Origin of the sequence: Methylocystis sp. (assembly GCF_046349115.1) — a bacterium.
Classification (GTDB): Bacteria; Pseudomonadota; Alphaproteobacteria; order Rhizobiales; family Beijerinckiaceae; genus Methylocystis.
Genome location: NZ_JAXMCX010000002.1, coordinates 309,150 through 333,108, shown reverse-complemented (window position 1 = coordinate 333,108; position 23,959 = coordinate 309,150). Strand labels below are relative to the sequence as shown.

Genomic DNA, 23,959 nt, shown 5'->3' with positions numbered 1-23,959 from the left:
GGCCGCGATCCCACCCTCCCCTTGAGAGGGAGGGTGGCATTGCGTAGCAATGCGGGGTGGGGTGACCGCGTGGAAAGGGAGCACGCATGTTCGGCCGGGCGTTGCGCGTCGCGTTGGTCGTCTGCTTAGCCGGCGCCGGCCTTTCGGCGAAAGCCGCCGCGCCGGACGCCTGCAGAGGCGACGCCTGCGAGAGCGTTTTCGCTGTCGGCCCCTATCTCTTTTCGTTTTTCGCGACCCAAACCCGCGAGGATCGAGCCGCGCAGCGCTATGACCGGGAAATCCCGAGTTTCGGGCCGACCCTTTTGAATATTGAAATTGTTGGGCGCACGGATGATCCGACGCGTCCGCCGCCATTCGAGGACGTCAGGGACCTCGACATCGAAGCGCAGCTCTATTGGGCGAGAAACGACCTCAAGACGCCCGAACTCTTAAAAACCTATCGGGCGCATGGCGTCGCGACGCTTTCCTTCGACTATGATTTTTCAGAGGACGGCAAATATGTCGTCGCGGTAAGCGTTCGAACGCCAGATGGCGTCGCGCATCAGGGCGAACATATTTTCTTCGTCATCGCCTCGGCCGAGTCTGGCCTTCCCATCGCAGGGGCAGCCTCGCTTTTCCTACTCTGCTTCGCCATCCTGGTCTGGCGGCTGAGAAAACCGCTTACTCCACCGGCTCGACGGCGGTGATCTCGATTCCGAAGCCTGAAAGCCCGACGAAGGCGCGGGGCGCCGAGGAGGAGCGCAGGCGGATCGAGGAGACGCCCAAATCCTTCAAAATCTGCGCGCCGAGGCCGACATCGAACCATTGGCGTTTGCGCGTCTCCTCGGCGTTTTCCTCGCCGCGCCCGACGATGTTCGCGGGCACGCCGGCGGCGCCGTCGCGCAGATAGACCAGCACGCCGCGGCCTTCGCGGGCGAAACGCGCCAATGTCTTCTTGATCGTCGGCGCGCCGCACATCACATCGGAGATGATGTCGGCGCGATGCAGCCGCGTCGGCACGTCGCGCCCGTCGCCGATCGCGCCGAGCACGAAGGCGAAATGCTGCACGCTGTCGAAGGGCGTCACATAGGCGTGGCCGATCATGTCGCCGGCCTCGGTGGCCACCGGAAAGGTCGCGACCCGCTCGACGAGCTTTTCGCGCCCCTGCCGGAAGGCGATGAGATCGGCGACCGACACGAGCTTGAGATCATGCGCGCGGGCGAATTCCTCGATCTGGCCGCCGGTCATCACCGTGCCGTCGTCATTGGCGAGTTCGCAGATCACGCCGACCGGCGGCAGGCCGGCGAGCTTGCAGAGATCAACGGCGGCTTCGGTATGGCCGGAGCGCATCAGCACCCCGCCGTCCTTGGCGATCAGCGGAAAGACATGGCCGGGCCGCACGAAATCGCTGGCGCCCATATTGCCATTGGCGAGCGCGCGCACCGTGTTGCAGCGCTGTTCGGCGGAAATGCCGGTGGTCAGGCCATGGCGGGCGTCGACCGAGACGGTGAAGGCGGTGGCGAGCGGCGCGTCATTTTCCGCCACCATCGGCGCGAGATGGAGACGGCGCGCCTCTTCGATCGTCAGCGGGGCGCAGACGATGCCGCTGGTGTGGCGGATGATGAAGGCCATCTGTTCCGGCGTGCAGAGCGATGCGGCGATGACGAGATCGCCTTCATTTTCGCGATCGTCGTCATCGGTGACGACGACCATCTCGCCTCTGGCGACGGCCTCGACGGCTTCGGTGATGGAATGGGACAATGAGATCTCCGGGACGCGCCGCTTGCGGCGGCTGCCCCGCATATCTAGCCTTGCCGCGACGCGGTTTCAAACGGGTCGTCGCCCGTTATTCACGCGCGGGCGCGTCACCCGTCATTGCGAGCCGAAGGCGAAGCAATCCAGATTCGCGCGCCAGCATGGATTGCTTCGGCGCTTTCGCGCCTCGCAATGACAGACAGGCGGAAGGGAGGTTCGATTGCTCGACGCGAAACTGAATAATTGCGCGGCGTCACGTTTCGTGAAGACGCTGGCGGTTGCGGCGCTGACGCTCCTTTCGGCGCCAGCGCTCGCTGGCCAACCCTGCGTCGACATCGAGGACGGCGGCGCCTATACGCTGTGCGACTTCGATGCGCGCAAAAGCGACATTCGGCTTTTTTTGCGCAATGAGACAGGCGAGACCTATGGCGACTTTTCTCGCCTGGCGGGCGAACTCGCGCGCAAGGGCGAATCGCTCGCCTTTGCGATGAACGCCGGCATGTATGCGGAAGATCGCGCGCCGGTCGGACTCTATGTCGAGAACGGCCGGATGCTTAAGAGCGCCAATACGCGTCCGGGCCCGGGCAATTTCCATATGAAGCCGAATGGCGTCTTCTGGATCGACGGGCCGCGCGCCGGCGTGACCGAGACGGCGCATTTCCTCAAAAGCCGCCAGCGCGTCGACTTCGCCACCCAATCGGGGCCGATGCTTGTCATCGGCGGGCGCATTCATCCGCGCATTCACGAAGACGGCATGTCGCGGAAATTCCGCAACGGCGTTTGTGTTCAGGACGGCCATATCGCGCGCTTCGCGATTTCCAACCGGCCGGTGAGTTTTTTCGAATTCGCGCGGCTGTTTCGCGATCGGCTGCATTGTCAGGACGCGCTGTTTCTCGACGGAGGCGCGGCTTCGGGACTCTATGCGCCCTCGCTCTCGCGCCATGATCGCTTCCTGCCGGCGATGGGGCCGATCGTCGGCGTCGTCGAGAAGGCCGCGCGCTAGATCACGCTGCATTTGGGCGGAATCGCCCAAATGCAGATGAAGTGATCGATTCCAAAAGTTTAGAGCGCGCTCTACCCGAAAACCGGTTCCCACGTTTTCGCAACGCGCTCTAGCTCAATCGCGCCAGCGCCGCATTGAGCTTGTCGATGCGCGCCGCCGTCTCGTCGCGCCGTTCGCGGTGCTCGTCGATTACTTCCTCGTCGGCCTTGGCGAGGAAGCCCTCATTGGCGAGCTTGGCGTCGAGTTTTTTCAACTCGCCTTCGAGCTTGTTGATCTCTTTTGTAAGTCGCGTCCGTTCGGCGCCAAGATCGATCACGCCTTCAAGCGGCATTGCGGCGACGCCGCCGCGCACCAGAAGCTGCGCCGAAGATTTCGGCGCGGCGTCGGCGAAATCCAATCGGGAGAGTCGCGCAAGCTTGCGGATCGTCTCGTCCCAGCGCCGCGCGCGGGCCTGCAGCACGGCATCGGCGCCGATCAGCAGCAGTTCGGTCTCGCTGGTTAAGTTCATCTCGGCGCGCAGCGACCGCACTTCGGAGATAAGATCGACGACCCAGCCGATTTCCTGTTCGACCTCGGCGTCTTCGAGACCTTCGAGCGACGGCCAGGACGCAAGCGCCAGCAGGCTCTCGCGCTTGGGCCCCTCGGCGCCCTTTATCGCCCACAGCTCCTCGGTGAGAAAGGGCATGAAGGGATGCAGCAGCGCGTAGATTTGATCGAGGGTGAAGGCGACCGTCGCGCGCGTTTCGTCCTTGTCCGCGCCGTCGGCGCCTTGCAGCAGCGGCTTCGCGAGTTCGACATACCAGTCGCAGAAGACGCTCCACACGAAGCGATAGACGGCGTTCGCCGCATCATTGAAGCGATAGGCGTCGATCGCCGCGCTGACCTCCGCGGTCGTGCGCGCCGCTTCGCCGACGATCCAGCGGTTGAGCGTGATTTTATTGGCGCGCGGATCATAGTGCGCGACGCGCGCGCAGCCGTTGAGCTCGGCGAAGCGCGAGGCGTTCCACAGCTTCGTCGCGAAATTGCGGTAGCCTTCGACGCGCTGGGTCGACAGTTTGATGTCGCGTCCCTGCGCCGCCATCGCCGCAAGCGTGAAGCGCAGCGCGTCGGCGCCATAGTCGTCGATGAGATGCAGCGGGTCGATGACATTGCCCTTCGACTTGCTCATCTTCGCGCCCTTCTCGTCACGGACGAGCGCATGGATATAGACGTCGCGGAAGGGAACCTCGCCCATGAAATGAAGGCCCATCATCATCATCCGGGCGACCCAGAAGAAGATGATGTCGAAGCCTGTGACGAGCGTATTGGTCGGATAGTAGCGCGCAAGCTCGGGGGTCTTCTCCGGCCAGCCGAGAGTCGAAAAGGGCCACAGCGCGGAGGAAAACCAGGTGTCGAGAACGTCTTCGTCGCGTCTTAAGAGCGAAGAGGTTGACCCGGCCGCGACGATGTCGTCGGCTTCTTCCTCCGACATGGTTCCGTCAGCGACATATTTGCGCAACGACGCAATAATCGCCTCCGCCTCGGTCTCCTCGACAAACATGTCGGTGGGATCGTTCTCGTGGTTCGGCCCGTACCACGCCGGAATCCGATGGCCCCACCAAAGCTGGCGCGACACGCACCAGGGCTGGATGTTTTCGAGCCATTCGAAATAAGTTTTCTCCCAATTCTTCGGGACGAAAACCGTCTTGCCGTCGCGCACCGCATTGAGCGCCGGCTGCGCCAGCGTCTTGGCGTCGACATACCATTGGTCGGTGAGTCGCGGCTCCAGCACCGCGCCAGACCGGTCGCCATGCGGAACCATGTGCTTGTGATCGTCGATCCCGTCGAGAAGCCCCTGGGCCTCCATCATTTCGACGATCAATGTTCGCGCTTTCTCGCGCGGCTTTTCGTCGAGCAACGTGATCAATTGTTCGGGATCGGCTGACGATTCGACGCCGTACCAGAAGTCGGCGTTTCCTTTCAGCGTCACGCGCGCTTGCGCGTCGAGCACATTGACGAGCCGCAGTCCGTGTCGCTTGCCGACTTCGAAATCGTTGAAGTCATGCGCCGGCGTGATTTTCACCGCGCCGGTGCCCTTCTCTGGATCGGAATAGTCGTCGGCGACGATCGGGATCAGCCTGCCGACGAGCGGCAGGCGCACGCGCTTGCCGACCAGCGCCCTGTAGCGCTCGTCTTCAGGATGCACCGCGACGGCGGTGTCGCCCAGCATCGTCTCGGGGCGCGTCGTGGCGACGACGATATGGTCGCCGGTCTCTTCGCCCGCGTCGTCGACGATCGGATATTTGAAGCGCCACAAATGGCCCTTCACTTCGACCTGCTGCACTTCGAGATCGGAAATCGCCGTGTGCAGCGCCGGGTCCCAATTGACCAGGCGCTTATCCTTGTAGAGCAGGCCCTCGCGATAGAGCTGCACGAAGACTTTGACGACCGCGCGCGACAGGCCTTCGTCGAGGGTGAAGCGTTCGCGCGACCAGTCGCAGGAGGCGCCGAGCCGCTTCAACTGCTCGACGATCTTGCCGCCAGATTCCGCCTTCCATTCCCAGACGCGCTCGACGAATTTCTCGCGCCCGAGCGTGCGGCGATGTTCCTGGCGCTCCATCAGCTGGCGCTCGACCACCATTTGCGTCGCGATGCCGGCGTGATCGGTGCCCGGCTGCCAGAGCACGTCGTCGCCCTTCATGCGGCGGTAGCGCACCAGAATATCCTGCAGCGTATTGTTGAGCGCATGGCCCATATGCAGGCTGCCGGTGACGTTCGGCGGCGGAATGACGATGGAGTAGGGCGCCGCACCGGCGCGCTCTCGCCGCCCGGCGCGAAAGGCCTGCGCCGCCTCCCAGGCGTCGCGGATGCGCGATTCGATTGCGGCGGGATTGAAAGTCTTGTCCATGGTCATGGGGGCGAGCAGAGGCAGGAATTATGCTAAACCCGCCCCGTTGCGGGGCGGGCGGACCCGCGAAGCCGGGCCGGGTGCGCTTCTATACGCAAAGAAACCCCGTCCGTCGAAGCCGGCGGTTGATAAAATTTCGGCCGCCGTCACCCCCGCGCCGCGAGCGGCACGACATTATGGAGCTGCGTATCCGCCGTCTCGAAGAAGCGGCGCAGATTACGCGCCGCCTGACGGATGCGCTGCTCGTTCTCGACCAGCGCGAGACGGACGAAGCCCTCGCCATGCTCGCCGAAGCCCTCGCCCGGCGCCACCGCGAGGTCGGCCTTCTCGATCAGCAGTTTCGAGAATTCGAGCGTGGAGATATTGCGGAAGCGCTCGGGCGCCGGCGCCCAGGCGAACATCGAGGCGCGCGGCGCCGGAATCGGCCAACCCGCCTGGGCGAAGCTCTCGACCATCACGTCGCGCCGGCGCTTGTAGATCGCCCGCATCTCGCGCACGCATTCGTCCGAGCCGTTGAGCGCCGCGACCGCCGCGACCTGCACCGGGGTGAAGGCGCCATAGTCGAGATAGGACTTCACCCGCGCCAGCGCCGACAGCAGCCGCTCATTGCCGACCGCGAAGCCGATGCGCCAGCCGGCCATCGAGAAGGTCTTCGACATCGAGGTGAATTCGACCGTCACATCCATCGCGCCCGGCACCTGCAGAACCGAGGGCGGCGGATTGTCGTCGAAATAGACTTCGGCATAGGCGAGGTCGGAGAGCACGAAAATCTCGTGCTTCTTCGCGAAGGCGACGAGGTCTTTGTAGAAATCGAGCGAAGCGACTTCCGCGGTCGGATTGGACGGGTAGCAGACGACGACCGCGATCGGCTTCGGGATCGAATGGATGATCGCCCGCTCCAGCGCCACGAAATAGTCGGGCGTCGGCGCCGAGGGCACCGAGCGGATGACGCCGCCGGCCATCAGAAAGCCGAAGGCGTGGATCGGATAGGAGGGGTTCGGCACCAGCACCACATCGCCCGGCGCGGTGATCGCCTGCGCCATATTGGCGAAACCCTCCTTGGAGCCGAGCGTCGCCACAACTTGCGATTCGGGATCGAGCGCCACGCCGAAGCGGCGCGCGTAATAGCCCGCCTGCGCCCGGCGCAGCCCGGCGATGCCCTTAGAGGCCGAATAGCGGTCGGTGCGCGGCTTGCCGGCGGTCTCGACCAGCTTGTCGATGACATGCTTGGGGGCGGGGAGATCCGGATTGCCCATGCCGAGGTCGATGATGTCGGCATGCGCCGCCCGCGCCTTGGCCTTGAGGCGGTTGACCTGCTCGAAGACATAAGGGGGCAGACGCTTGATGCGATAGAAATCCGACATTTCAGTTTTTGTTCCGGAGGGCGCGAAGCGGGAGTTTAGCATCTCTCCCGCCGCGCGGGGAGGGGCGGCGGCGCGGGCCGACGGCAATGGCCAAGGCAATGGCTGGGCCGGTGGGAAACTCACGCCCGCGCGGATCAAGTCGCACGACGCGGGCATGAAGGGCCGGGGCCATGTCGACAGGTGGCCAAAGTGCGGATAATGTGCGAGTATTCAGTCAATTGACGGAAACTGCACAGTATAAAAATAATTTGCAAATGCATTCTAAATTAAAAGGAGTTTATTGATGACCGATGCAATCGTTAATCCCACTGCCGGCGATCATTTCGATAGATTGTCCGCTCTCGAGGCGCGCGTCGATACGCTAAGCGCAGAGACGGAGAAGAAGAAGTCGAAAAGTTTCGTTAAAGATCCGACACAGCTCATTGCCGTCGCAGCCTTTATAATTTCTCTTGGCACGACCATAATGTCGGCATATCGGACTTATCAACAAGATAAGAGCCAGATAAAGTCAGATTTGAGAACGACAATCATGCAATTAAATGCAAATTACCTAACTGGCACCGAGATGAGTATCAAATACAAAGACAATGAACATCTTTCCTCACTGGCGAGTTATGTTAATTCATATAATACGCTGAACGCCAGGCAGGCTTATTCTATCTTGCGGGAACTTGGCTCCTCCGCATCGGCCTTTGACCATATTTATGTTTCCTTTGCGTTGAAAAACTCAGGCAATTTCGCAAGTGCCGAGCAACTCGCAAAGCGGGCTGTTGATTTTAGCAAGCAACACATATGACTATTCCGCCGCGACGCAACTTCTAGGCGCCTTAAGTCTCTCGCACGGCAACCTGAAAGAAGCCGATATCTATCTTCAAGAATCGCTCAACTCATTCAGTAAATTCAGCAATGAGAACTTTAGTGAAACCTATATCAAGCATGAGAAGATCAGAACATATTTATATTTTATTTCTAACACAAATGATTGTGGTTTTGCAAAAAATAAAATGGCGGATGTTGATACGTATTTTGGCGCTGGTCCGAGTATTATTTTGGCCGATCTCACGTCTCAGCGGCAGTTCCTGAAGGCAAACATACAGAAATATTGTAGTCAAGGCGATGTCAAAACGCTGACTGGCGTTTCAGCGCCGCCGTTGGCGAACCACTGACGCCATCGCGACAAGAATCCGCGCGCTGGCCAAGGCTGGTCGCGCGCCGCCATCGAGTTTGGGTCCGGACGGCCATCGGTCTGCCGCTCGTCGGACAAGGCGGAGCCCTTGCCCGCTAATCAGCTGGCTCTACCTCCCTGTTAGGCGCCCTGAAATTGGGCGCCGCACATTCGCTGGTTCAAAATTGTCAGCGCCCGCGCAGCAGCCTCGCGACGCGGCGTCATCGAGCTCCAACGCACGCCCCAAGAGTTTTGCCGCAAGAGTTTTCAGGGCGAAGCCGGCTCGATGAAGAAACGCCCGAAAGCGAAGCGCCGGTGACGCTTTGGCTGCTTGCGCCGCGTCGGGGGGAAAAATGATTGGCAGGATCTCGATTTGCTGGCGTGAACCGCTCAGGCTCCTGCTTGTCAATCTGGGAATCCTGGCGGCGCTTTACCTAATCGCCGAAATCGCGCTTCACCTTTATTCCAGCGCGGCCAATCCGCTGCTCGGCGCGGGGACTTTCCGCGTTCGCCACCCCGCCTTCCATCACGGGCTGAAGCCCAATTTCGAAGGCTCCGAAGGCTGGATCAAGGACGTCTATCCCTACCGTATCAATTCGCTCGGATTTCGCGATGCGGCCGCGCGCGAGGCCCCGCTCGCCGTCGACCGCAGGCGCATTCTCTTCATCGGCGATTCCTTCACGGAAGGGTTGGGTCTGCCCTATGAGCAGACCTTCGTCGGGCGGTTTGCGGCCGCCTTTCCCGAACTCGACGTTTTGAACGCCGGGGTCACCTCCTACGCCCCGTCGGCCTATTACGAGAAGATCAAATATTTTCTGAGCAAAGGCCTCAAGGTCGACGAGGTCTTCGTCTACATCGACATTTCCGACATTCAGGACGAGGCGCTGAGCTATTATTATGACGAGCGCGGAGTCCTGCAATGGAAGACCGACGCCTGTTCGCCGACCGAGCCGCTCTGGTCCGAAAAGCCGCTGTGGAAACGGGCGTTCTATGTCGCGGAATTCGCCGATCTTTTTTTCGAGAAGCGCAAATTGGCGGAGCTCATCGACAAGGCGAGCCTGACGGCGCTTTCTCAGTCGGGCTACATCTACAGCCGCGACTGGCCGCGCCCGTCATGGACCTATGACCCTGCCGATTCCTGTTTCGGCGCGCTGGGCGTCGAGGGCGGCATTCGCAAGGCCAAGGAGCGCATGGACAGGCTCCACGAGCTTCTTGCCGCGAATGGAATTCCGCTGTCGGTCGGCGTTTATCCCTGGCCGCAGCAGCTCCTCTATGACGAAGAGAATTCGCGTCAGGTCCGGATTTGGCGCGACTGGTGCGCCGGCAAATGCAGGCGCTTCCTCAATCATTTTCCGGCGTTTTTCGAGGCGAAGCGAAGCGATCCGGATTTCGTCAGGAATCTCTTTATCTGGGGCGACGTTCATTACAGCGCGCGCGGCAATGAAATAGTGGCGGACGGGCTGATCAAAGCTTTCCGCGCCGAAGCGTTTTGAGCTTGTCCGCGACCGCCCCATCTCGCGCCGGCCGCGACTCGCGGCGGCAAAGCGATGGGCGCGAGCGGCCCTTGGCGCGTCGACGACGGTCGGCGGGCGAGGCGGCGCCCTTGCCCGCCGTCATGCTGGCTCTAACTCCCAATGACGCCTCGTAGCGGCGAGGGGCGCATGTGATGGAGGATATGATGATATCAGCCAGAGAACACATGACGATGGCGGCGTTGGGCGGCATGGTCGGCGCAGCCTTGGGCGCCGGAATCGGCGGCGCGCTGTTTGGTCTGCCGGGCATCCTCTCCGCTGCGATTCTGGGCGGAATCGGCGGCGCCATCTTCGGATCGTTTCTTTAATTGAGCGGCGACGTCGTCGCGCTCGTGAGAGATAAGCGCCGCGCTGTCTGGGCGCGGCGCTTTGGCGAGGTCTGCAAATCTTTTTGCATTACAGTTCACTGGCGAGCGCCGTGTCCCGCGATGATGGGCAATCGCTTTCCTAACACATGCCGCGCGAGTTTCGATTGACGCCGGAGGCGCCGATCAATTTGTTCGAGCGCCCGCTTCTGACCCAAAGCGGAAGCCCCATGAAGCGCGATTCAGGAAGTTCCTTCAGCATCTGCCAGCCGAGCCAGCTGCGCCGGATTACGCACCGTTACCTTTTGTCTGCCCGACACAACCAGGCCGCGCTCTTCCCATGCGCTTAATATGCGGCTCACGGTATGCAAGGTCGTGCCTGTCATTTGCGCGATGTCCTGGCGCGATATCGGAAAATCGATCAAAACACCTTCTGTTGTTTGCTTTCCGCCTTGGCTCAAAAGTCGCAGCAAAGCGTGCGCGATGCGACGTTCGACCTCCAGCGTCGACATTTCCATAAGCCGCGTTTGCGACTCCTGCAGGCGCGCGCCGAGCGTCTGCATGGTGTGGACGCCAAGAGTTGGAAAGCGCGCCAGCATCCCCGGCCAAGCGCTGTTCGGCCAGGCGAGGGCCACGCTTTCGACCACGGCGATCGCGGTGGCAGGGTAAATGCTTTGACCGATGGCCATCGCAACGCCGAACATCTCTCCGGGCGCGATAAATCTGATCACGACCTGTTCGCCAGTGGGCGTGAGTTTTTGAGCGCGCACCCGTCCATGGAGGAGCAGGAAAAAGCTTTCCGCCTCCTGCCCCTGTTCAAAGGCAACCGCATTCTTGGCAAAGCGCAGCGACCGCGCCTCGCGCAGCGCATCGTCCAATTCCGTGAGCGTAAGCCCCGCGAAAATCGATAGTTCGGCGACAAGAGACCGATCGACCGCCGACATTTGCAAAAGTCCTCCTGGCAGCCGGAGGCGCTGCGCGCCTGCGCCGCACCTACATCACCCATTTGTTTGATCCAGCGCAAATTCGCCTCGCCCAGATACCGCTAATCAAGGCCGGAATTAGGGAGAGCGAATAGGGTCGTCCAACGTTCACGGCCGGCGAGGCGCCCCGCTTACAAACGCCGAAATCTCAGGAGCGCGAATATGACGGAAATTCTGACGAAGACGGCCGCCCGTAATGTCTTCTACGGCGGAACAGTCTTTTTCTTCGCCATTTTCGCGGCGCTCGTCGCGCATAGTTACTACTTTGCGCGCGAGATCGAGACCGCCCACCCGATCAGCGACGCGGTCGCGCAGGGCAAGCGGGTCTGGGAAAAAAAAGCCTGCTTCGATTGCCACACGCTTTACGGCGAGGGCGCGCGCTATGCGCCGGAGGTCGGACAGGTCTGGCTGAAATATGGCGGTGACAAGGACGCGGCGGGGGCCCGCGACGCGCTCAAAGCCTGGTTCAAGGCGCAGCCGACCGGCGCCGCCGATCGCCATCAGATGCCGAACTTCAAGTTGAGCGATCAGGACCTCGACAACATGATCGAGTTTCTGCGCTGGACCAGCGCCATTGATCTGCAGGGCTGGCCGCCGAAAAAGACCTCGAAATAACGCCGTCAGCCTGTATCACAAAATTCACGCGCCGCTAGGAGTGGACGCTCATGAAATATGAATCGCAACAGGTCGCAAAGCTCTACTTCTATGGAGCCTTGCTCGTCTTTTCGCTGCAAATCCTGTTCGGGCTGCTCGGAGCGATCAACTATGTCGCGCCGACGCTGATCCCCGTCGAGATACTGCCTTTCAGCGTGGCGCGCATGGTGCACACCAACGCCGCCATCGTCTGGATGCTGATGGGCTTTTTCGGTTCGGCCTTCTTCCTCATTCCCGAGGAGACGGAGACTGAGCTTTACAGCCCGCTGCTGGCGAAGATTCAGTTTTGGGTCTTCCTTGTCGCGGCGGTTGTCGTCGTTGTCGGCTATCTCTTCGGCAATTACGACGGACGCTCCTATCTCGAGCAGCCCTGGTATCTGAAGGTCGGCATTGTCATCGTCGCGCTGATGTTCCTGTTCAACACGTCGATGACGGTGCTGAAGGGCCGGCGCACGGTCATCACCAACATCCTCATGCTGGGCCTCTGGGGAATCGCCGTCTTCTTTCTCTTCGCCTTCTACCAGCCGGCAAATATCGTCATCGACAAAGTGTTCTGGTGGTGGGTCGTGCATCTCTGGGTCGAAGGCGTTTGGGAGCTGGTGCTCGCCTCTATCCTCGCTTTCCTCATGATCAAGCTCACCGGCATTGATCGCGAGATCGTCGAGAAGTGGGTCTACATCATCGCCGGCGCCGCACTCTTCACCGGCATTCTCGGCACGGGCCATCATTATTACTGGATCGGCACGCCGGGCCATTGGCAGTGGATCGGCAGCATTTTCTCGGCGCTGGAGCCGCTACCCTTCTTTGCCATGGTCGTCTTCGCCTTCATGATGGTGTGGAAGGGCGGCCGCGATCACCCGAACAAGGCGGCGCTGCTGTGGACTCTCGGCTGCGCGGTGCTGGCGTTCTTCGGCGCCGGCGTGTGGGGTTTCCTGCACACGCTTTCCTTCGTGAACTATTACACGCATGGCACGCAGGTCACGGCGGCGCATGGCCATCTCGCCTTTTACGGCGCCTATGCCATGATCAATCTCGCGATGATCACCTATGCGATGCCACTGCTGCGCGGGACAGCGCCCTATAACCAGCTGCTCAATATGTGGAGCTTCTGGGTGCTGTCGGGCGGTGTCGTCTTCATGAGCGTCGTGCTGACCTTCGCTGGCGTGCTGCAAACGCATCTCGAACATGTGATGGGCATGGACTTCATGGAGGTGCAGCAGCAACTCCAGCTCTTCTATTGGATGCGGCTCATTGGCGGCGTTGTCACGGCCTTCGGCGCGGCAATGTTCATCACGGCGATCGTGTTGCCGCCGCGCGAAGAACCCGTGACGCGGGCGACGTTCGCGCCGGCGGAGTAAGGGGGCTGGGCCAAGGGGCGCCGGGGGCAAGACGACTGGCTCCAAAAGGGCCGGACGCAAAAAGGGATTGAGCAGTGCATATGTCCATGCCTGATGCGAAGACCGCCGAGGCCATTCCCTATTATCTGCCGGTCGGCAATGAGTGTGAACTCTTCGAACTCGCCTGGCGTCGACAGTTGCCGCTGCTGCTCAAGGGGCCGACCGGCTGCGGTAAGACGCGCTTCGTCGCGCATATGACGGCGCGGCTCGGCCGCGTGCTGCACACCGTGCCCTGCCACGACGATCTCACCGCCGCCGATCTCACCGGGCGTTATCTTCTGCGCGGCGGCGATACGGTCTGGGTCGACGGCCCGCTGACGCGCGCGGTGCGCGAGGGCGGCGTCTGCTATCTCGACGAGGTGGTGGAGGCGCGCAAGGACGTCACCGTGGTGCTGCATCCGCTGACGGACCACCGCCGCGTATTGCCACTCGACCGCACCGGCGAGACACTGCACGCGCCGCCGGAATTCATGCTGATCGTGTCGTACAATCCCGGCTATCAGAATGTGCTGAAATCGCTGAAGCCGAGCACACGCCAGCGCTTCATCGCCATTGAGTTCGACTTTCCGCCGCCTGCGGCGGAACTCGACATCGTCACGGCGGAGTCGGGTCTGCCGCGCGAGCGCTGTCAGCCGCTCGTGACCCTCGCCGGACGTCTGCGCGCGCTCAAGGGCGTCGATCTTGAAGAAGGCTGTTCGACGCGGCTGCTCGTCTATTGCGCTTCGCTGATGGCGGCCGGTGTGAAGTTGGAGGACGCCGTGATGGCGGCGATTATTGAGCCGCTGACCGACGACGCCGACGTCAAGAAGGGCCTTGTCGAAGTCGCGCGTGCGATTTTGGGGTAGGACGCCGTGGCCAGCCTCATGAACCTCTTCGAGCCGGAAGAAACGATCGGACGGTTCTGGCATCGCCTTGTCGGCGCCTCGACCTCGACGCCGCGTTTTCCGCAGGCGGGCGTCGACCTCATATCGGTGAAGACGGCACTTTCCGTCTTTTTTCGCGGCCTTGGCGGACCGACCGGCGTCGCGCTGGCGCCGGCAGTCGCGCAGACCTCACGGCATCGCCTGTCGCAGCGGGTGAAACTTGCGCTGGGCGAAGAGAAGTCGGACACGGCGCGGCGCGACCGCAACGCGCTCTATCTTCCCGTACGCATCGACGTCTTCGACGATCCCGCGCTCAATCGCGCGCTCTATTTCTGGCTCGCCGCCTTGTTCGTGCATCGCCCGTTTCGCGCCATGCAGAACGCCGATCCGCTGCGTCGCGACCTCATTTTCCTCCGCGATGCGCGGCGCGCAAGCGAAGCGGCGCTTGCCGCCAATCCCGGACTTGCGCCCATCCATGCGCGGCTTTGCGAAACGCTCTTGCGGCTGCGTCCTTCAAGACGCCTGCCGCCGGTCGAGGTGGCCGTCGAACAGGCTGTGCGCGCCCTGCTCGGCGCGTTGCCACCGAAAGGCGATTACGGGCCTTATGTGTTCGACGAGAGCGACGTTTCACAGCTTGCCGCGCCGGCGACCTACCGCCCCTTCCTGCCCGTTCCACTCTGGGGCGAGGCGCTCGATCACGGCGCCGCCGACGCGCCCACGGAAGACAGCGCGTCGCCGCCGCCGCAGGGCGCTGCTGAAGAAGCGAGCGATGATCGTGTGCGCAAGGCGCGGCGCCAGGCCGACGACCAGATACGCCGCAAGGATTCGCTTATTTTCAATCGCTTCGAAAAAGCGCTTACGCTGATCGAAGCGCTCAACATCAACCGCGCTCTCGACGATGACGACGAGGCGAACGCAAAAAAGGCGCTGGAGGAGGCCGAGGAGGTCGCGCTCTCCAATGTTTCGAAGCGGCCGTCGACACGGTTGCGCGTCGAACTCGATTTACCGGCGCCGTTGACCGGCGGCGCAATGCTCACAGGCGAATTCGTCTATCCGGAATGGGATTATGCGAAGCGCTCCTATCGCGCAGCGCATTGCCGCGTCATCGCCGGCGTTGCGACGGAGCGTGGCGAAGAGTGGAAGCCCGACGCCGTCGCGCAGGCGCGGATTGCGCGCGTGCGCCGCCAGTTCGAGGCGCTGCGCCCACGCCCCGTCGTTGAGCGTGGCGCGATTGACGGCGCTGAGCTCGATCTCGAAGCGTTGGTGCGTTCGCGCGCCGATTTTCGTGCCAGCGGCGTCGGTTCGGACCGCATCTATCTCGAGCGCCGTCGGCAGGCGCGCGATCTCTCCGTCGCCTTTCTTGTCGATGTGTCGCTCTCGACTGACAGCTGGATCGCCAACCGGCGCGTTCTCGACATCGAGAAGGAGGCGGTGCTTACGCTGGCGCATGGTCTTTTCGCTTGCGGCGACGATCACGGCATCTTCACCTTCACCTCGAGGACCCGCAGCGAGGTGCAGATCGATACGGTTCAGGATTTCGACGAGACATTCGACGCGGCGGTCGATCGACGCATCGCGGCGCTGAAGCCGCAGCATTACACCCGCCTCGGCGCCGCCATGCGCCACATGGTGAAACGGCTGGAAGAGCGACCGAACGTGCATCGCCTGCTATTGGTGCTGACCGACGGAAAGCCGAACGACGTAGACCACTACGAAGGCCGTTACGGCGTCGAGGATGCGCGCCGCGCCGTGATCGAGGCGCATCGTGCCGGCGTTTCCGTCTTCGGCATTACCGTGGATATGAAGGCGCGCGATTATTTTCCCGCAATATTCGGCCGCGGAGGCTACGCCATCGTCGGCGATGCAACGCGGCTTCCGACCGCGCTGCCGGCAATCTATCGACGGCTCGCCGTCACCTGACTTCGCAGTTCCTAGCGCCAAGGTAGCGTTGATAGTCCGCTTCTGGCGCTAAGCTGACCTTTAATGTAAGAGGGCCTACCCCACCTCGCTCGACCACCTCTCCGAGCGAAAGGCCAGCGCGATCGCCTCGGCGCGGGCGGTTTGGCGCGCTTCGGCTGAGCCGGTCGCCGTAACCTCGGCGCAGGCTTTGAGCGCGATTTCCAGCAGCGCCGCCTTCGGATAGGTCTGGCCCTCGCGGCCCTCATGGGCGCAAAAATCGCAGGCGCAGACCATCATCAGTTCGCGGAAGCGCTCGGGCGCGTCGAACGCCCCGATCCGCTCCAGCATCACCGCCGCCGGACCGGCGCGCATTTTCGACACGCGATGCACGCGCTCGCATTCGGCAAGCGCCAGCAGCGCGAGTTCGCGGCATTCGGCCGGCGCGAGAAAGCGTTCGCACATCTCCTCGATCCGCGGGCGCCCGCGCTCGATATGTTTGTAATGCACGGGGAGATGTTCGCGCGGCGAATCCGACTTGCCGACATTCATCGCGAGCAGCGCGAAGCGGACGGGAAGCGGCGCGCCGCGCTTCGCCGCCGCATCGAGCGATGTCATCAGATGCTGACCGAGATCGACCTCGTCCTGCCCGTCGGAAATCTGCGGCACGCCGAAGAGCGAGGCGACTTCCGGCAGGATTTCGACGAGCGCGCCGCAGCCGCGCAGGGTCTTGATCATTTTCGACGGCGCCGGGCTCATCAGGCCGCGCATGAGCTCCGGCCAAATTTGCGCCGGCTGAACGTCGACGAGATGGCCGGCCTCGACCTGTTCGAACAATAGATCAAGCGTCTCTTCGTCCGGCTCGTCGTCGCTCTCAGCAATCAGCGCCGCCATGCGCAGCACGGCGAGGCCGGGATCTGTTTGTCCGAAATCGGACAGGGAATCGGGTTCAAAGGCCATTGCGGAGGCGCCTGCCGGGGGAAACCGTCTCGACATGCAAAGGCCTTGCCGTTTTGCCCGGCCGCGGCGACGCGAATATTGTGCAGAAGCGAAAGCAGCGGTGGCGTCGAACGGCCCCGTGTTGCAGACTGGCGGGGTCAAATTTTCACGAATGGAGTTATGCAAATGTTTCTCGAAAAATCACTCGCTCGCGCGGCGCGAGGCACCGGAGCGGCGGTCGATTTCACCGGCAAATGGCAGAACGAACTCGGCTCCATCGCCACGATCGCTCAGACCGGCGACGTTATCGCGGGCCAATATGTCAGCGCGGTGAGCGAGGGCGGAACGTCCACGACCGGCGTTCTGAGCGGGTTCGTCGACGGCGATCTGATTTCCTTCGTCGTGCATTGGGATCAGTTCCAGGCGATCACCGCCTGGGTCGGCCAGCTCGACCCGAAGGCGTCGACCCAGACGATCAATACGCTATGGCAGATGACCTCGCAGGTCCCGCCCGGCGACGAATGGGCGTCGATCAACGCCGGCGCCGATGTTTTCGTGCGCATCGCCTGACCATCGAGGCGATGCGCGGCGCAAGTGGCGGGTCGGCCGATCTCGGCCGGCGCTGGGGCTAGTTGTTGCAGGGATTGCAGCCCGCGACGTGATGTTTGGCGTGATGCGTCGAATGGGGCGGCGGAATCGCGATGCAGCGCCGATAGGGACGCGACGGCGCCGACTGCCACCAGCAATGTTCATAGGGCGCGCCAGTACTTTCGCCGGACCCTGCCGAAATGAACGGAAAATACGGACTGGCCTCTGCGGCGCCGGCGAAAGCGGCGACGATCGCGGCGATCGATAGCGGATAGTAGATTTTCGACATCTGAATATCTCCCTTCGTTTGAGTGCGATGAGGGAGAGATGAATCGCTTCGCGACACGATCAAGAGCCCGCTGCGGCTGCGAAACGGCGCCGCAACACACGAGAAATCATCTGAAATCTCGCTTGGTCCCGTCGCGGCCGACAGCGCTGACGCCGGGCAGGTCCCTATTGAATGAAGCGCCGGCTCATTCAGCCGGCGCTTATCATTATTCGTCGGGCGCGACGTCCGGATTGTAGTCGGGGGTGCGGCCGGCGTAGCCGTAGTAGCCCAACGCGCGCGGCGCGATCGGCACGCACAGGCGGAACGGACGCGAAGGCCCGGATTGCCACCAGCAGCGTTCGTACGGCGCGCCGGTGCTTTCCCAAGAAGCGAACGGATAATAGGGGCCGGCCTGGGCGGCGCCGGCGAACGACAGAGCGACCCCGGCCGCCAACAGCAGCAGTTTGATTTTGGACATGCGGACATCTCCTCAACGCGGGATGCGTTGTGAGCATAGAAATGTGCCGACGCCGGATGGTATCAAGAGTCAATGACACTTAAATGACACTTTGGACATCGACCGGAAATCCCGCGCTGAAACGAAATCATTCAGCTCGGATCGAAGCGTGGCCGGTCCTGCCGGAGGACACCCGCCGCGCTGGGGCGGGCCGGGGCCGAGCGAGCGGAATCGGCCTGCGTTCAGGCGGCGCGCCATCGCCGATCAATCGCCTGATTTCAAAGCCCGAGAGGGCGTTTCTTCAGAAAGGCGGGGTTCCGTTTGTCGCCCGCCGCGCGCTTTAGCGGGCGGGTTTCGCCGGCGCGTCGGGCGTGGCGACGCGCGCCGCCTTGCGCCGGTTCTCGGCCGCCGCCGCTTCGAGCCCGGCGCCCATGGCGCGCAGATCCGCGGCGGTCTTGCGCTTGGGGTCCTTCTGAGGCGTCGGATCGAAGGGACGATAGTCCATATGCTCGGGCCGCGACTCGCGCACAAAATCGGCGGCCTGCCGGGGCGGGGAGCGCAATCCGGCGGCGTCGAAGAACCGCCCGATCAACTCGCCGCCGCTGGCGGGCGTCTCCTGCGCCAGGGCGGCGCGGGCGGCGACGGCGAAAACGAGCGCCAGGGCGATGCGTGTGAAGGTCATCTCGGCAGCGCACCACAAAAATGCGGCGCCAGTAGGTCGGCGCCGATCACGCGATCCGCGCGTAGACCGCGTCGATCCGGGCACCGCGGTTGAGCCCGCGATGGATCGAAATGTCGAGCCCCTCCTCGCGGGCCTGCGCGCCATAGCGTCCGAGGAGGCGCCGCGCCGCCGCGTCGCTGTCGACGAAGACGAAGCCTGTGGGGCCCCATGACGTCTGGCCGCCGCCGGTCGCGCCATCGGCGAGGAGCCGCGCCACCGTCGCCTCGACCTTGGCGCTGGTGAAACGGCGCCCGCCCTGCGCCGGCGCGAAATGATCGCCGACGATCTGCTGAATGCGGGTGACCGCCGCGCCGAAGGGCGCAAGCTCCTTCTCGGCCAGGGCGGGCAGAATCTGCATCAGCACCAGCCGGCAGACTTCGCCGCTCGTCGCCGCGTCGAAAGGCGGCAGCTCCGCGAAGGCGTCGCGCTCATCCGCGCCATGCAGCCCGACGTCGCCCGGATCGCTGACCAGCAGCGCCCGCCATGCGTCGGGAAATTCGGCGCGGGCGACGACCGGCGGCGTCGACGTGTGCGGGCCGCGGCCGCCGTCGACGACCACGCCGCCGAGCTGAAACAGACCGGCGCCGAGCCCCGAACGCGCGCCGCGCGCCATCAGCGCCGCGTCGGCGATGGGATCATTCGGCCGCTCTTCGAGGCGGCGCAGCGCCGCGCTGATCGCGAGCGCGAGCTGCGTGCCGGAGCCAAGACCCGCATGGGCGGGAATCGCCTCCTCGATCGACAGCCTGTGACGCCCGGCCGCGCCGAGCGCCTCCTGCGCGCGCTCGAGAAGCGCCGCTGCGCGAATGCTTTCGGGTCCTTCGACGCAATTTTTGTCGGCCCGCGTCAGAGTCAGCCGAGTCGCCGGCGCGTCGAGCGCCATGCCGACGCCGCCGAATTTGCGGCCGAGCCCGCCATTCATGTCGAGAAAACCAAGATGCAGCCGCGCGCTCGCCGCGACGCTCACACTAGCCGGCATAGCGCCTCTTTAGTGGGACTGAGACTTTCGATCGGTTTAGGCTATAACGCGTCTCAACGAAAGAATGTTGCGGCGCAATGCGCTAAGAGGGAGCCGGTCATGGCCAAGGAAGAGCGCGCCTATTCCGAAGACGAAATCGCGTCGCGGCTGAAGAGCGAACTGCCGCACTGGCGCTACGAGAACGGCTGGATCAGGCGCAAGTTCAAAACCCACAGCTGGAAGGGCACGCTGATGGTGGTCAATACCGTCGGCCATCTCGCGGAAGCCGCCTGGCACCATCCCGACATCGCCGCCTCCTACGCCTGGGTCGAGGTGAAGCTCATGACCCATACGGCGAAGGGGATCACCGACAAGGATTTCGAACTCGCCAAAAAAATCGAGGAGGTCGTGTCCTGGCGGCCGGGCAAGGCCGGCGGCGCGCTCGAAGGCACGCCGGAGACCGACCAGCGCTTCGCCTATCTGAAATACGACGACTGACGGGGCTTAGCGCTTGGCCTTCGATGTCGAGGCGATCGCCAAGGCGCGCGATCGCTTTCTGTCGCTGATCGGGACGCGCCCGGTCATCATGGGAATCGTCAACGTCACGCCCGATTCCTTTTCGGACGGCGGGCTCTACGCGACGCGCGCGGCGGCGCTGGCGCAGGCGAAGAAGCTCGTCGGCGCGGGCGCCGACATAGTCGACGTCGGCGCCGAATCCACGCGTCCCGGCCATACGCCGCTGACGGCGGAAGAGGAATGGGCGCGCCTCGCGCCGCTGCTCGCCGCGCTCGTCGCCGAAGCCGGCGCGCCGGTGTCGATCGACACCTATAAGGCCGAGACGGCGCGGCGGGCGCTGGCGCTCGGCGTCGCGCTCGTCAATGACGTCTGGGGCCTGCAGCGCGATCCCTTGATGGCGCCAACGATCGCCGAAGCGGGCGCGGCCGTGGTGATCATGCATAATCGCGAGACGACGGACCCTGAGATCGACATCGTCGCGGATATGAAGCGGTTCTTCGCTCGCTCGCTAGACATCGCCCGGCGCGCCAGCATTCCGGGGCGCCATATCCTGCTCGATCCGGGGATCGGCTTCGGCAAAAGCCGCGCGCAGAATTACGCCGCGCTGCGCGCCGTTCCAGAACTGCTGACGCTCGGTTTTCCGCTCCTTATCGGCGTGTCGCGCAAATCCTTGTTCAAGGAGCTCGGCGATGGCGCGCTGGAAGGCCGGCTCGTCGGCACGCTCGCCGCCAATCTGCTCGCCGCCCGCGATGGCGCGCAGGTCTTTCGCGTGCATGACGCGGCCGAGCATCGCGCCGCGTTCGACGTGCTGCGCATCCTCGCCGCGCAGCCGGGAGGTTGAGACGATGCGGGTCGGATTCGGGCTTGGCAGCAATCTCGGCGACAAGCCGCAAAACATCCGTGAGGCGTTGCGTCTCATCGAGGCGCGCGGGCTGGCGCGGCTCGAGGCGGTGTCGCGAATCTATCGCACGCCGCCCTGGGGCGATCTCGACCAGGGCGATTTCGCCAACGCCTGCGCCATCGGCGAGACCGCGCTCGCGCCCTATGAACTGCTCGCGGCGGTCAAGAAAATCGAAGCCGACATGGGCCGCGCGCCGACCCGGCGCTGGGGGCCGCGCCTGATCGACGTGGATATTCTCTTCCTCGGCGACCACGCGATCGACGACCCCGAACTGACCCTGCCGCATAAGGAGCTGTTCCGCCGCGGCTTTGTGCTCGCGCCGCTGGCCGAGATCGCGCCCGACCTTGAATTGGATGGGATTTCGATGCAAGAAGCGCTCGCCGGCGCGGATGCGACAGGCGTGCGTCCATGGGCTGACGAATAGGCGCCCACCCCTGATGGTTGTCATCCTGTGCAATGCAGCAAAATCAGAGCCGGCGCCGCGCCGAACGGCGATTGTGAGTTGGAATAATTTTTATTTTCAATGTAATATCGCTATGGCTGCGGCGCGTCAAACAGCCTCGTGACGCTTCTCTAGGGTAGCTCTCTTCCCACCCAGAATGGTTGTATTGGCTATTCGATAGATTGTGATTCTCTATACCAAGGGGTATTGTGTGTAGGAGGGGTTATTGGAATTGTTGCGGCACGCTGAGCTGGGTCTGCGATCTGCTTCTTTAGGGGGCGGGCGGGAGATTTTGGCTTAGGCGGCGACGTCGGTGTTCGTCCGATAACAACAAGCAGCCGGGTTCTGGGATTTTGGGAGAGGGTCTTTGCTTTCGGGCGGGACGGTTTCTTGAAATTTTGGGAAGGCTGCGCGAGAGACAAGGGCGGGTTTGCGTGTTTTTTGGAAGAAGACGCGCTTTCGCTTTGCTTGAGAAACGAGGACGAAGCGGCTCCGTTGTGGGAGGCGGAGCGATACCGGTCACGCGCAATTCCCTGGGAGCACATTAGGAGGAGAAAGGTATGAGCTCGACGACTGACACAGCGGCCCGGGCGGCTGCTGGCTCGGAAGCTGTAGTAGACCTTAAGGGCATGTGGATTGGCCTTGCGGTTCTGAACGGCTTTTATCTTGTGGTCCGGATTTACGAGCAGATTTTTGGCTGGCGCGCCGGCCTTGATTCGTTTGCTCCGGAATTCCAGACCTACTGGATGGCGATTCTTTGGACGGAGATTCCGCTTGAGCTGATCTCTGGCATTGGCCTTGCGGGCTTTTTGTGGAAGACGCGCACGCGCGACTTCTCGACGCTGACGGCGCGCGAAGAGATGCGCCGGATTGTTGTCGAAATCCAGTGGCTGGTTGTTTACGCCGCGGCCATTTACTGGGGCGCGTCGTTCTTCACCGAGCAGGACGGCACCTGGCACATGACGGTGATTCGCGACACGGACTTCACGCCGTCGCACATCATCGAGTTCTACATGAGCTACCCGATCTATTCGGTGATCGCGGTTGGCGGCTTCTTCTATGCGAAGACTCGTCTGCCGTATTTCGCGAAGGGCTATTCGGTGGCGTATCTGATCGTGGCGATTGGCCCGTTCATGATCATCCCGAACGTCGGCCTGAATGAGTGGGGCCACACGTTCTGGTTCATGGAAGAACTGTTCGTTGCGCCGCTTCATTGGGGCTTCGTGTTCTTTGGCTGGATGGCGCTTGGCGTGTTCGGCGTCGTGCTTCAGCTGCTGAGCTGCATTGGCCGCCTGATCGGCAAGGAAGGCGTCGCCCTCCTGACCGAGTAATCGGCTGAACGAATGAGACATGGCGCCGCCCGCCCTGGGGCGGGCGGCGTCTGGCTCCGGGCTTTTCGCGAAAACAGGAAGCATTTGCCTTATCGCCATGGCGAGCGGGTTGGTTTTCTGCGGTCTTTTGACGGGGCTTTGAGGGCTCCGGGGGATCCTCGGGCGCGAAGGGTTTTAAGGGATGCGGGCGGCGGAATATCCGCCGTCCGGGCGCCGGCCGGGGAGGCTGGGGCGACTAAGGAAAGAGCTCGGGCTTTTTAAGGTTCGAGAAACACCAAGGAGAAGAGTGATGTCACAATCGAAAAGCGGGGGGGCGGTCGGTCCGTTCAACTCCGTCGCCGAGGCGGCGGGTTGCGTACAGGCGGTCGACTGGATGCTTCTGGTTCTTCTGTTCTTCGCCGTTTTGGGCGGCTATCACGTCCACTTCATGCTGACGGCGGGCGACTGGGACTTCTGGATTGACTGGAAGGATCGTCGTATGTGGCCGACGGTCGTGCCGATTCTTGGCGTGACCTTCTGCGCGGCGACGCAGGCGTTCTGGTGGGTGAACTTCCGTCTGCCGTTTGGCGCGGTGTTCGCGGCTCTTGGCCTTCTGATTGGCGAGTGGATCAACCGCTACGTCAACTTCTGGGGCTGGACCTATTTCCCGATCAGCCTTGTGTTCCCGTCTGCTCTGATCGTTCCGGCGATCTGGCTTGACGTGATCCTGCTTCTGTCTGGCTCCTATGTGATCACGGCGATTGTCGGTTCGCTGGGTTGGGGTCTGTTGTTCTATCCGAACAACTGGCCGGCGATCGCGGCGTTCCACCAGGCGACGGAGCAGCATGGCCAGCTGATGACGCTTGCGGATTTGATTGGCTTCCACTTCGTCCGCACGTCGATGCCTGAATATATCCGCATGGTCGAGCGCGGCACGCTGCGCACCTTCGGTAAGGACGTTGTGCCGGTCGCGGCGTTCTTCTCGGGCTTCGTCTCGATGATGGTTTACTTCCTGTGGTGGTTCATGGGTCGTTGGTATTCGACGACCAAGGTCATCGACACGATTTAAGCGCCTCGTC

The 23,959-nt window shown here is 62.7% G+C and carries 25 protein-coding genes; 16 read left to right on the top strand and 9 right to left on the bottom strand.

Translation table 11 applies throughout. The annotated features are described in order from the left end of the window. Nucleotides 1–86 precede the first annotated feature (86 nt). Nucleotides 87–686 (top strand): hypothetical protein, encoded by a 600-nt coding sequence (locus tag U1E20_RS07300; protein ID WP_409979932.1) that lies wholly within the window; start codon nt 87–89, stop codon nt 684–686. On the opposite strand, the gene ribB is transcribed toward U1E20_RS07300, so the two are convergent. Beyond that, on the bottom strand, nt 661–1,782 hold the full coding sequence (ribB, locus tag U1E20_RS07295) for a 3,4-dihydroxy-2-butanone-4-phosphate synthase (protein WP_409979931.1): 1,122 nt from the start codon (nt 1,780–1,782) through the stop codon (nt 661–663). The genes U1E20_RS07300 and ribB overlap by 26 nt on opposite strands. A 172-nt stretch (nt 1,783–1,954) precedes the next feature. Between ribB and U1E20_RS07290 the strand changes: the two genes are divergently transcribed. Next, complete coding sequence (locus tag U1E20_RS07290; RefSeq protein ID WP_409979930.1) at nt 1,955–2,737, top strand: phosphodiester glycosidase family protein; 783 nt, start codon at nt 1,955–1,957, stop codon at nt 2,735–2,737. A gap of 109 nt (nt 2,738–2,846) precedes the next feature. Here U1E20_RS07290 and U1E20_RS07285 read toward each other — a convergent pair whose 3' ends face one another. Then, nucleotides 2,847–5,624 (bottom strand): valine--tRNA ligase, encoded by a 2,778-nt coding sequence (locus tag U1E20_RS07285; protein WP_409980367.1) that lies wholly within the window; start codon nt 5,622–5,624, stop codon nt 2,847–2,849. Between the two features lie 146 nt (nt 5,625–5,770). Continuing rightward, the gene (locus U1E20_RS07280; protein ID WP_409979929.1) at nt 5,771–6,988 is read right to left on the bottom strand and encodes an LL-diaminopimelate aminotransferase; all 1,218 of its coding nucleotides are present in this window, start codon (nt 6,986–6,988) and stop codon (nt 5,771–5,773) included. A gap of 283 nt (nt 6,989–7,271) precedes the next feature. Here U1E20_RS07280 and U1E20_RS07275 point away from each other — a divergent pair, with 283 nt between their 5' ends. The 4 genes from U1E20_RS07275 (at nt 7,272) to U1E20_RS07260 (ending at nt 9,993) form a co-directional block, all read left to right on the top strand. Next, nucleotides 7,272–7,784 carry a hypothetical protein gene (locus U1E20_RS07275; protein ID WP_409979928.1) on the top strand — a complete coding sequence of 171 codons (513 nt, stop codon included), beginning with the start codon at nt 7,272–7,274 and terminating at the stop codon, nt 7,782–7,784. Next, on the top strand, nt 7,759–8,154 hold the full coding sequence (locus U1E20_RS07270) for a hypothetical protein (RefSeq protein WP_409979927.1): 396 nt from the start codon (nt 7,759–7,761) through the stop codon (nt 8,152–8,154). The genes U1E20_RS07275 and U1E20_RS07270 overlap by 26 nt, the downstream gene beginning before the upstream one ends. A 352-nt stretch (nt 8,155–8,506) precedes the next feature. Continuing rightward, nucleotides 8,507–9,646: an SGNH/GDSL hydrolase family protein gene (locus U1E20_RS07265; RefSeq protein WP_409979926.1), complete on the top strand. Its 1,140-nt coding sequence runs from the start codon at nt 8,507–8,509 to the stop codon at nt 9,644–9,646. A 182-nt stretch (nt 9,647–9,828) separates the two neighbouring features. After that, on the top strand, nt 9,829–9,993 hold the full coding sequence (locus U1E20_RS07260) for a hypothetical protein (RefSeq protein WP_409979925.1): 165 nt from the start codon (nt 9,829–9,831) through the stop codon (nt 9,991–9,993). 239 nt (nt 9,994–10,232) lie between these two features. Here U1E20_RS07260 and U1E20_RS07255 read toward each other — a convergent pair whose 3' ends face one another. Then, nucleotides 10,233–10,934: a Crp/Fnr family transcriptional regulator gene (locus U1E20_RS07255; protein WP_409979924.1), complete on the bottom strand. Its 702-nt coding sequence runs from the start codon at nt 10,932–10,934 to the stop codon at nt 10,233–10,235. Nucleotides 10,935–11,135: 201 nt separating this feature from the next. Between U1E20_RS07255 and U1E20_RS07250 the strand changes: the two genes are divergently transcribed. The 4 genes from U1E20_RS07250 to U1E20_RS07235 all read left to right on the top strand — a co-directional run bounded on the left by U1E20_RS07250 (nt 11,136) and on the right by U1E20_RS07235 (nt 15,807). Next, nucleotides 11,136–11,588 carry a c-type cytochrome gene (locus U1E20_RS07250; RefSeq protein ID WP_409979923.1) on the top strand — a complete coding sequence of 151 codons (453 nt, stop codon included), beginning with the start codon at nt 11,136–11,138 and terminating at the stop codon, nt 11,586–11,588. Between the two features lie 50 nt (nt 11,589–11,638). Beyond that, nucleotides 11,639–12,985 (top strand): cbb3-type cytochrome c oxidase subunit I, encoded by a 1,347-nt coding sequence (locus tag U1E20_RS07245; RefSeq protein WP_409979922.1) that lies wholly within the window; start codon nt 11,639–11,641, stop codon nt 12,983–12,985. Between the two features lie 80 nt (nt 12,986–13,065). Beyond that, a complete protein-coding gene (locus U1E20_RS07240) occupies nt 13,066–13,869 on the top strand; it encodes a CbbQ/NirQ/NorQ/GpvN family protein (RefSeq protein WP_409979921.1) in 804 nt (267 codons plus the stop codon). 18 nt (nt 13,870–13,887) lie between these two features. Further along, nucleotides 13,888–15,807, top strand: coding sequence for a nitric oxide reductase activation protein NorD (locus U1E20_RS07235; RefSeq protein WP_409979920.1), 1,920 nt, complete (start codon nt 13,888–13,890; stop codon nt 15,805–15,807). 75 nt (nt 15,808–15,882) lie between these two features. Here U1E20_RS07235 and U1E20_RS07230 read toward each other — a convergent pair whose 3' ends face one another. Then, nucleotides 15,883–16,743 carry a tRNA nucleotidyltransferase gene (locus U1E20_RS07230; protein WP_409979919.1) on the bottom strand — a complete coding sequence of 287 codons (861 nt, stop codon included), beginning with the start codon at nt 16,741–16,743 and terminating at the stop codon, nt 15,883–15,885. Between the two features lie 165 nt (nt 16,744–16,908). Between U1E20_RS07230 and U1E20_RS07225 the strand changes: the two genes are divergently transcribed. After that, the gene (locus tag U1E20_RS07225) at nt 16,909–17,292 is read left to right on the top strand and encodes an avidin/streptavidin family protein (protein ID WP_409979918.1); all 384 of its coding nucleotides are present in this window, start codon (nt 16,909–16,911) and stop codon (nt 17,290–17,292) included. Nucleotides 17,293–17,350: 58 nt separating this feature from the next. Here the strand turns inward: U1E20_RS07225 and U1E20_RS07220 are convergent, their stop codons facing one another. From U1E20_RS07220 to U1E20_RS07205, 4 genes are all read right to left on the bottom strand, one after another. Further along, complete coding sequence (locus U1E20_RS07220) at nt 17,351–17,599, bottom strand: hypothetical protein (RefSeq protein ID WP_409979917.1); 249 nt, start codon at nt 17,597–17,599, stop codon at nt 17,351–17,353. A gap of 205 nt (nt 17,600–17,804) precedes the next feature. Continuing rightward, on the bottom strand, nt 17,805–18,056 hold the full coding sequence (locus U1E20_RS07215) for a hypothetical protein (protein WP_409979916.1): 252 nt from the start codon (nt 18,054–18,056) through the stop codon (nt 17,805–17,807). Nucleotides 18,057–18,375: 319 nt separating this feature from the next. Then, nucleotides 18,376–18,717, bottom strand: coding sequence for a hypothetical protein (locus U1E20_RS07210; protein ID WP_409979915.1), 342 nt, complete (start codon nt 18,715–18,717; stop codon nt 18,376–18,378). 46 nt (nt 18,718–18,763) lie between these two features. After that, complete coding sequence (locus U1E20_RS07205) at nt 18,764–19,732, bottom strand: beta-ribofuranosylaminobenzene 5'-phosphate synthase family protein (RefSeq protein ID WP_409979914.1); 969 nt, start codon at nt 19,730–19,732, stop codon at nt 18,764–18,766. A gap of 99 nt (nt 19,733–19,831) precedes the next feature. Here U1E20_RS07205 and U1E20_RS07200 point away from each other — a divergent pair, with 99 nt between their 5' ends. From U1E20_RS07200 to amoA, 5 genes are all read left to right on the top strand, one after another. After that, a complete protein-coding gene (locus tag U1E20_RS07200) occupies nt 19,832–20,209 on the top strand; it encodes a 4a-hydroxytetrahydrobiopterin dehydratase (RefSeq protein WP_409979913.1) in 378 nt (125 codons plus the stop codon). 13 nt (nt 20,210–20,222) lie between these two features. Further along, nucleotides 20,223–21,068, top strand: coding sequence for a dihydropteroate synthase (gene folP / locus U1E20_RS07195; RefSeq protein ID WP_409979912.1), 846 nt, complete (start codon nt 20,223–20,225; stop codon nt 21,066–21,068). A gap of 4 nt (nt 21,069–21,072) precedes the next feature. Next, nucleotides 21,073–21,552: a 2-amino-4-hydroxy-6-hydroxymethyldihydropteridine diphosphokinase gene (folK, locus tag U1E20_RS07190; RefSeq protein WP_409979911.1), complete on the top strand. Its 480-nt coding sequence runs from the start codon at nt 21,073–21,075 to the stop codon at nt 21,550–21,552. A 578-nt stretch (nt 21,553–22,130) separates the two neighbouring features. Then, nucleotides 22,131–22,901 (top strand): bacterial ammonia monooxygenase, subunit AmoC, encoded by a 771-nt coding sequence (amoC, locus tag U1E20_RS07185; protein ID WP_409979419.1) that lies wholly within the window; start codon nt 22,131–22,133, stop codon nt 22,899–22,901. Nucleotides 22,902–23,190: 289 nt separating this feature from the next. Next, on the top strand, nt 23,191–23,949 hold the full coding sequence (gene amoA, locus U1E20_RS07180; RefSeq protein ID WP_409979420.1) for a bacterial ammonia monooxygenase, subunit AmoA: 759 nt from the start codon (nt 23,191–23,193) through the stop codon (nt 23,947–23,949). Nucleotides 23,950–23,959 lie beyond the last annotated feature (10 nt).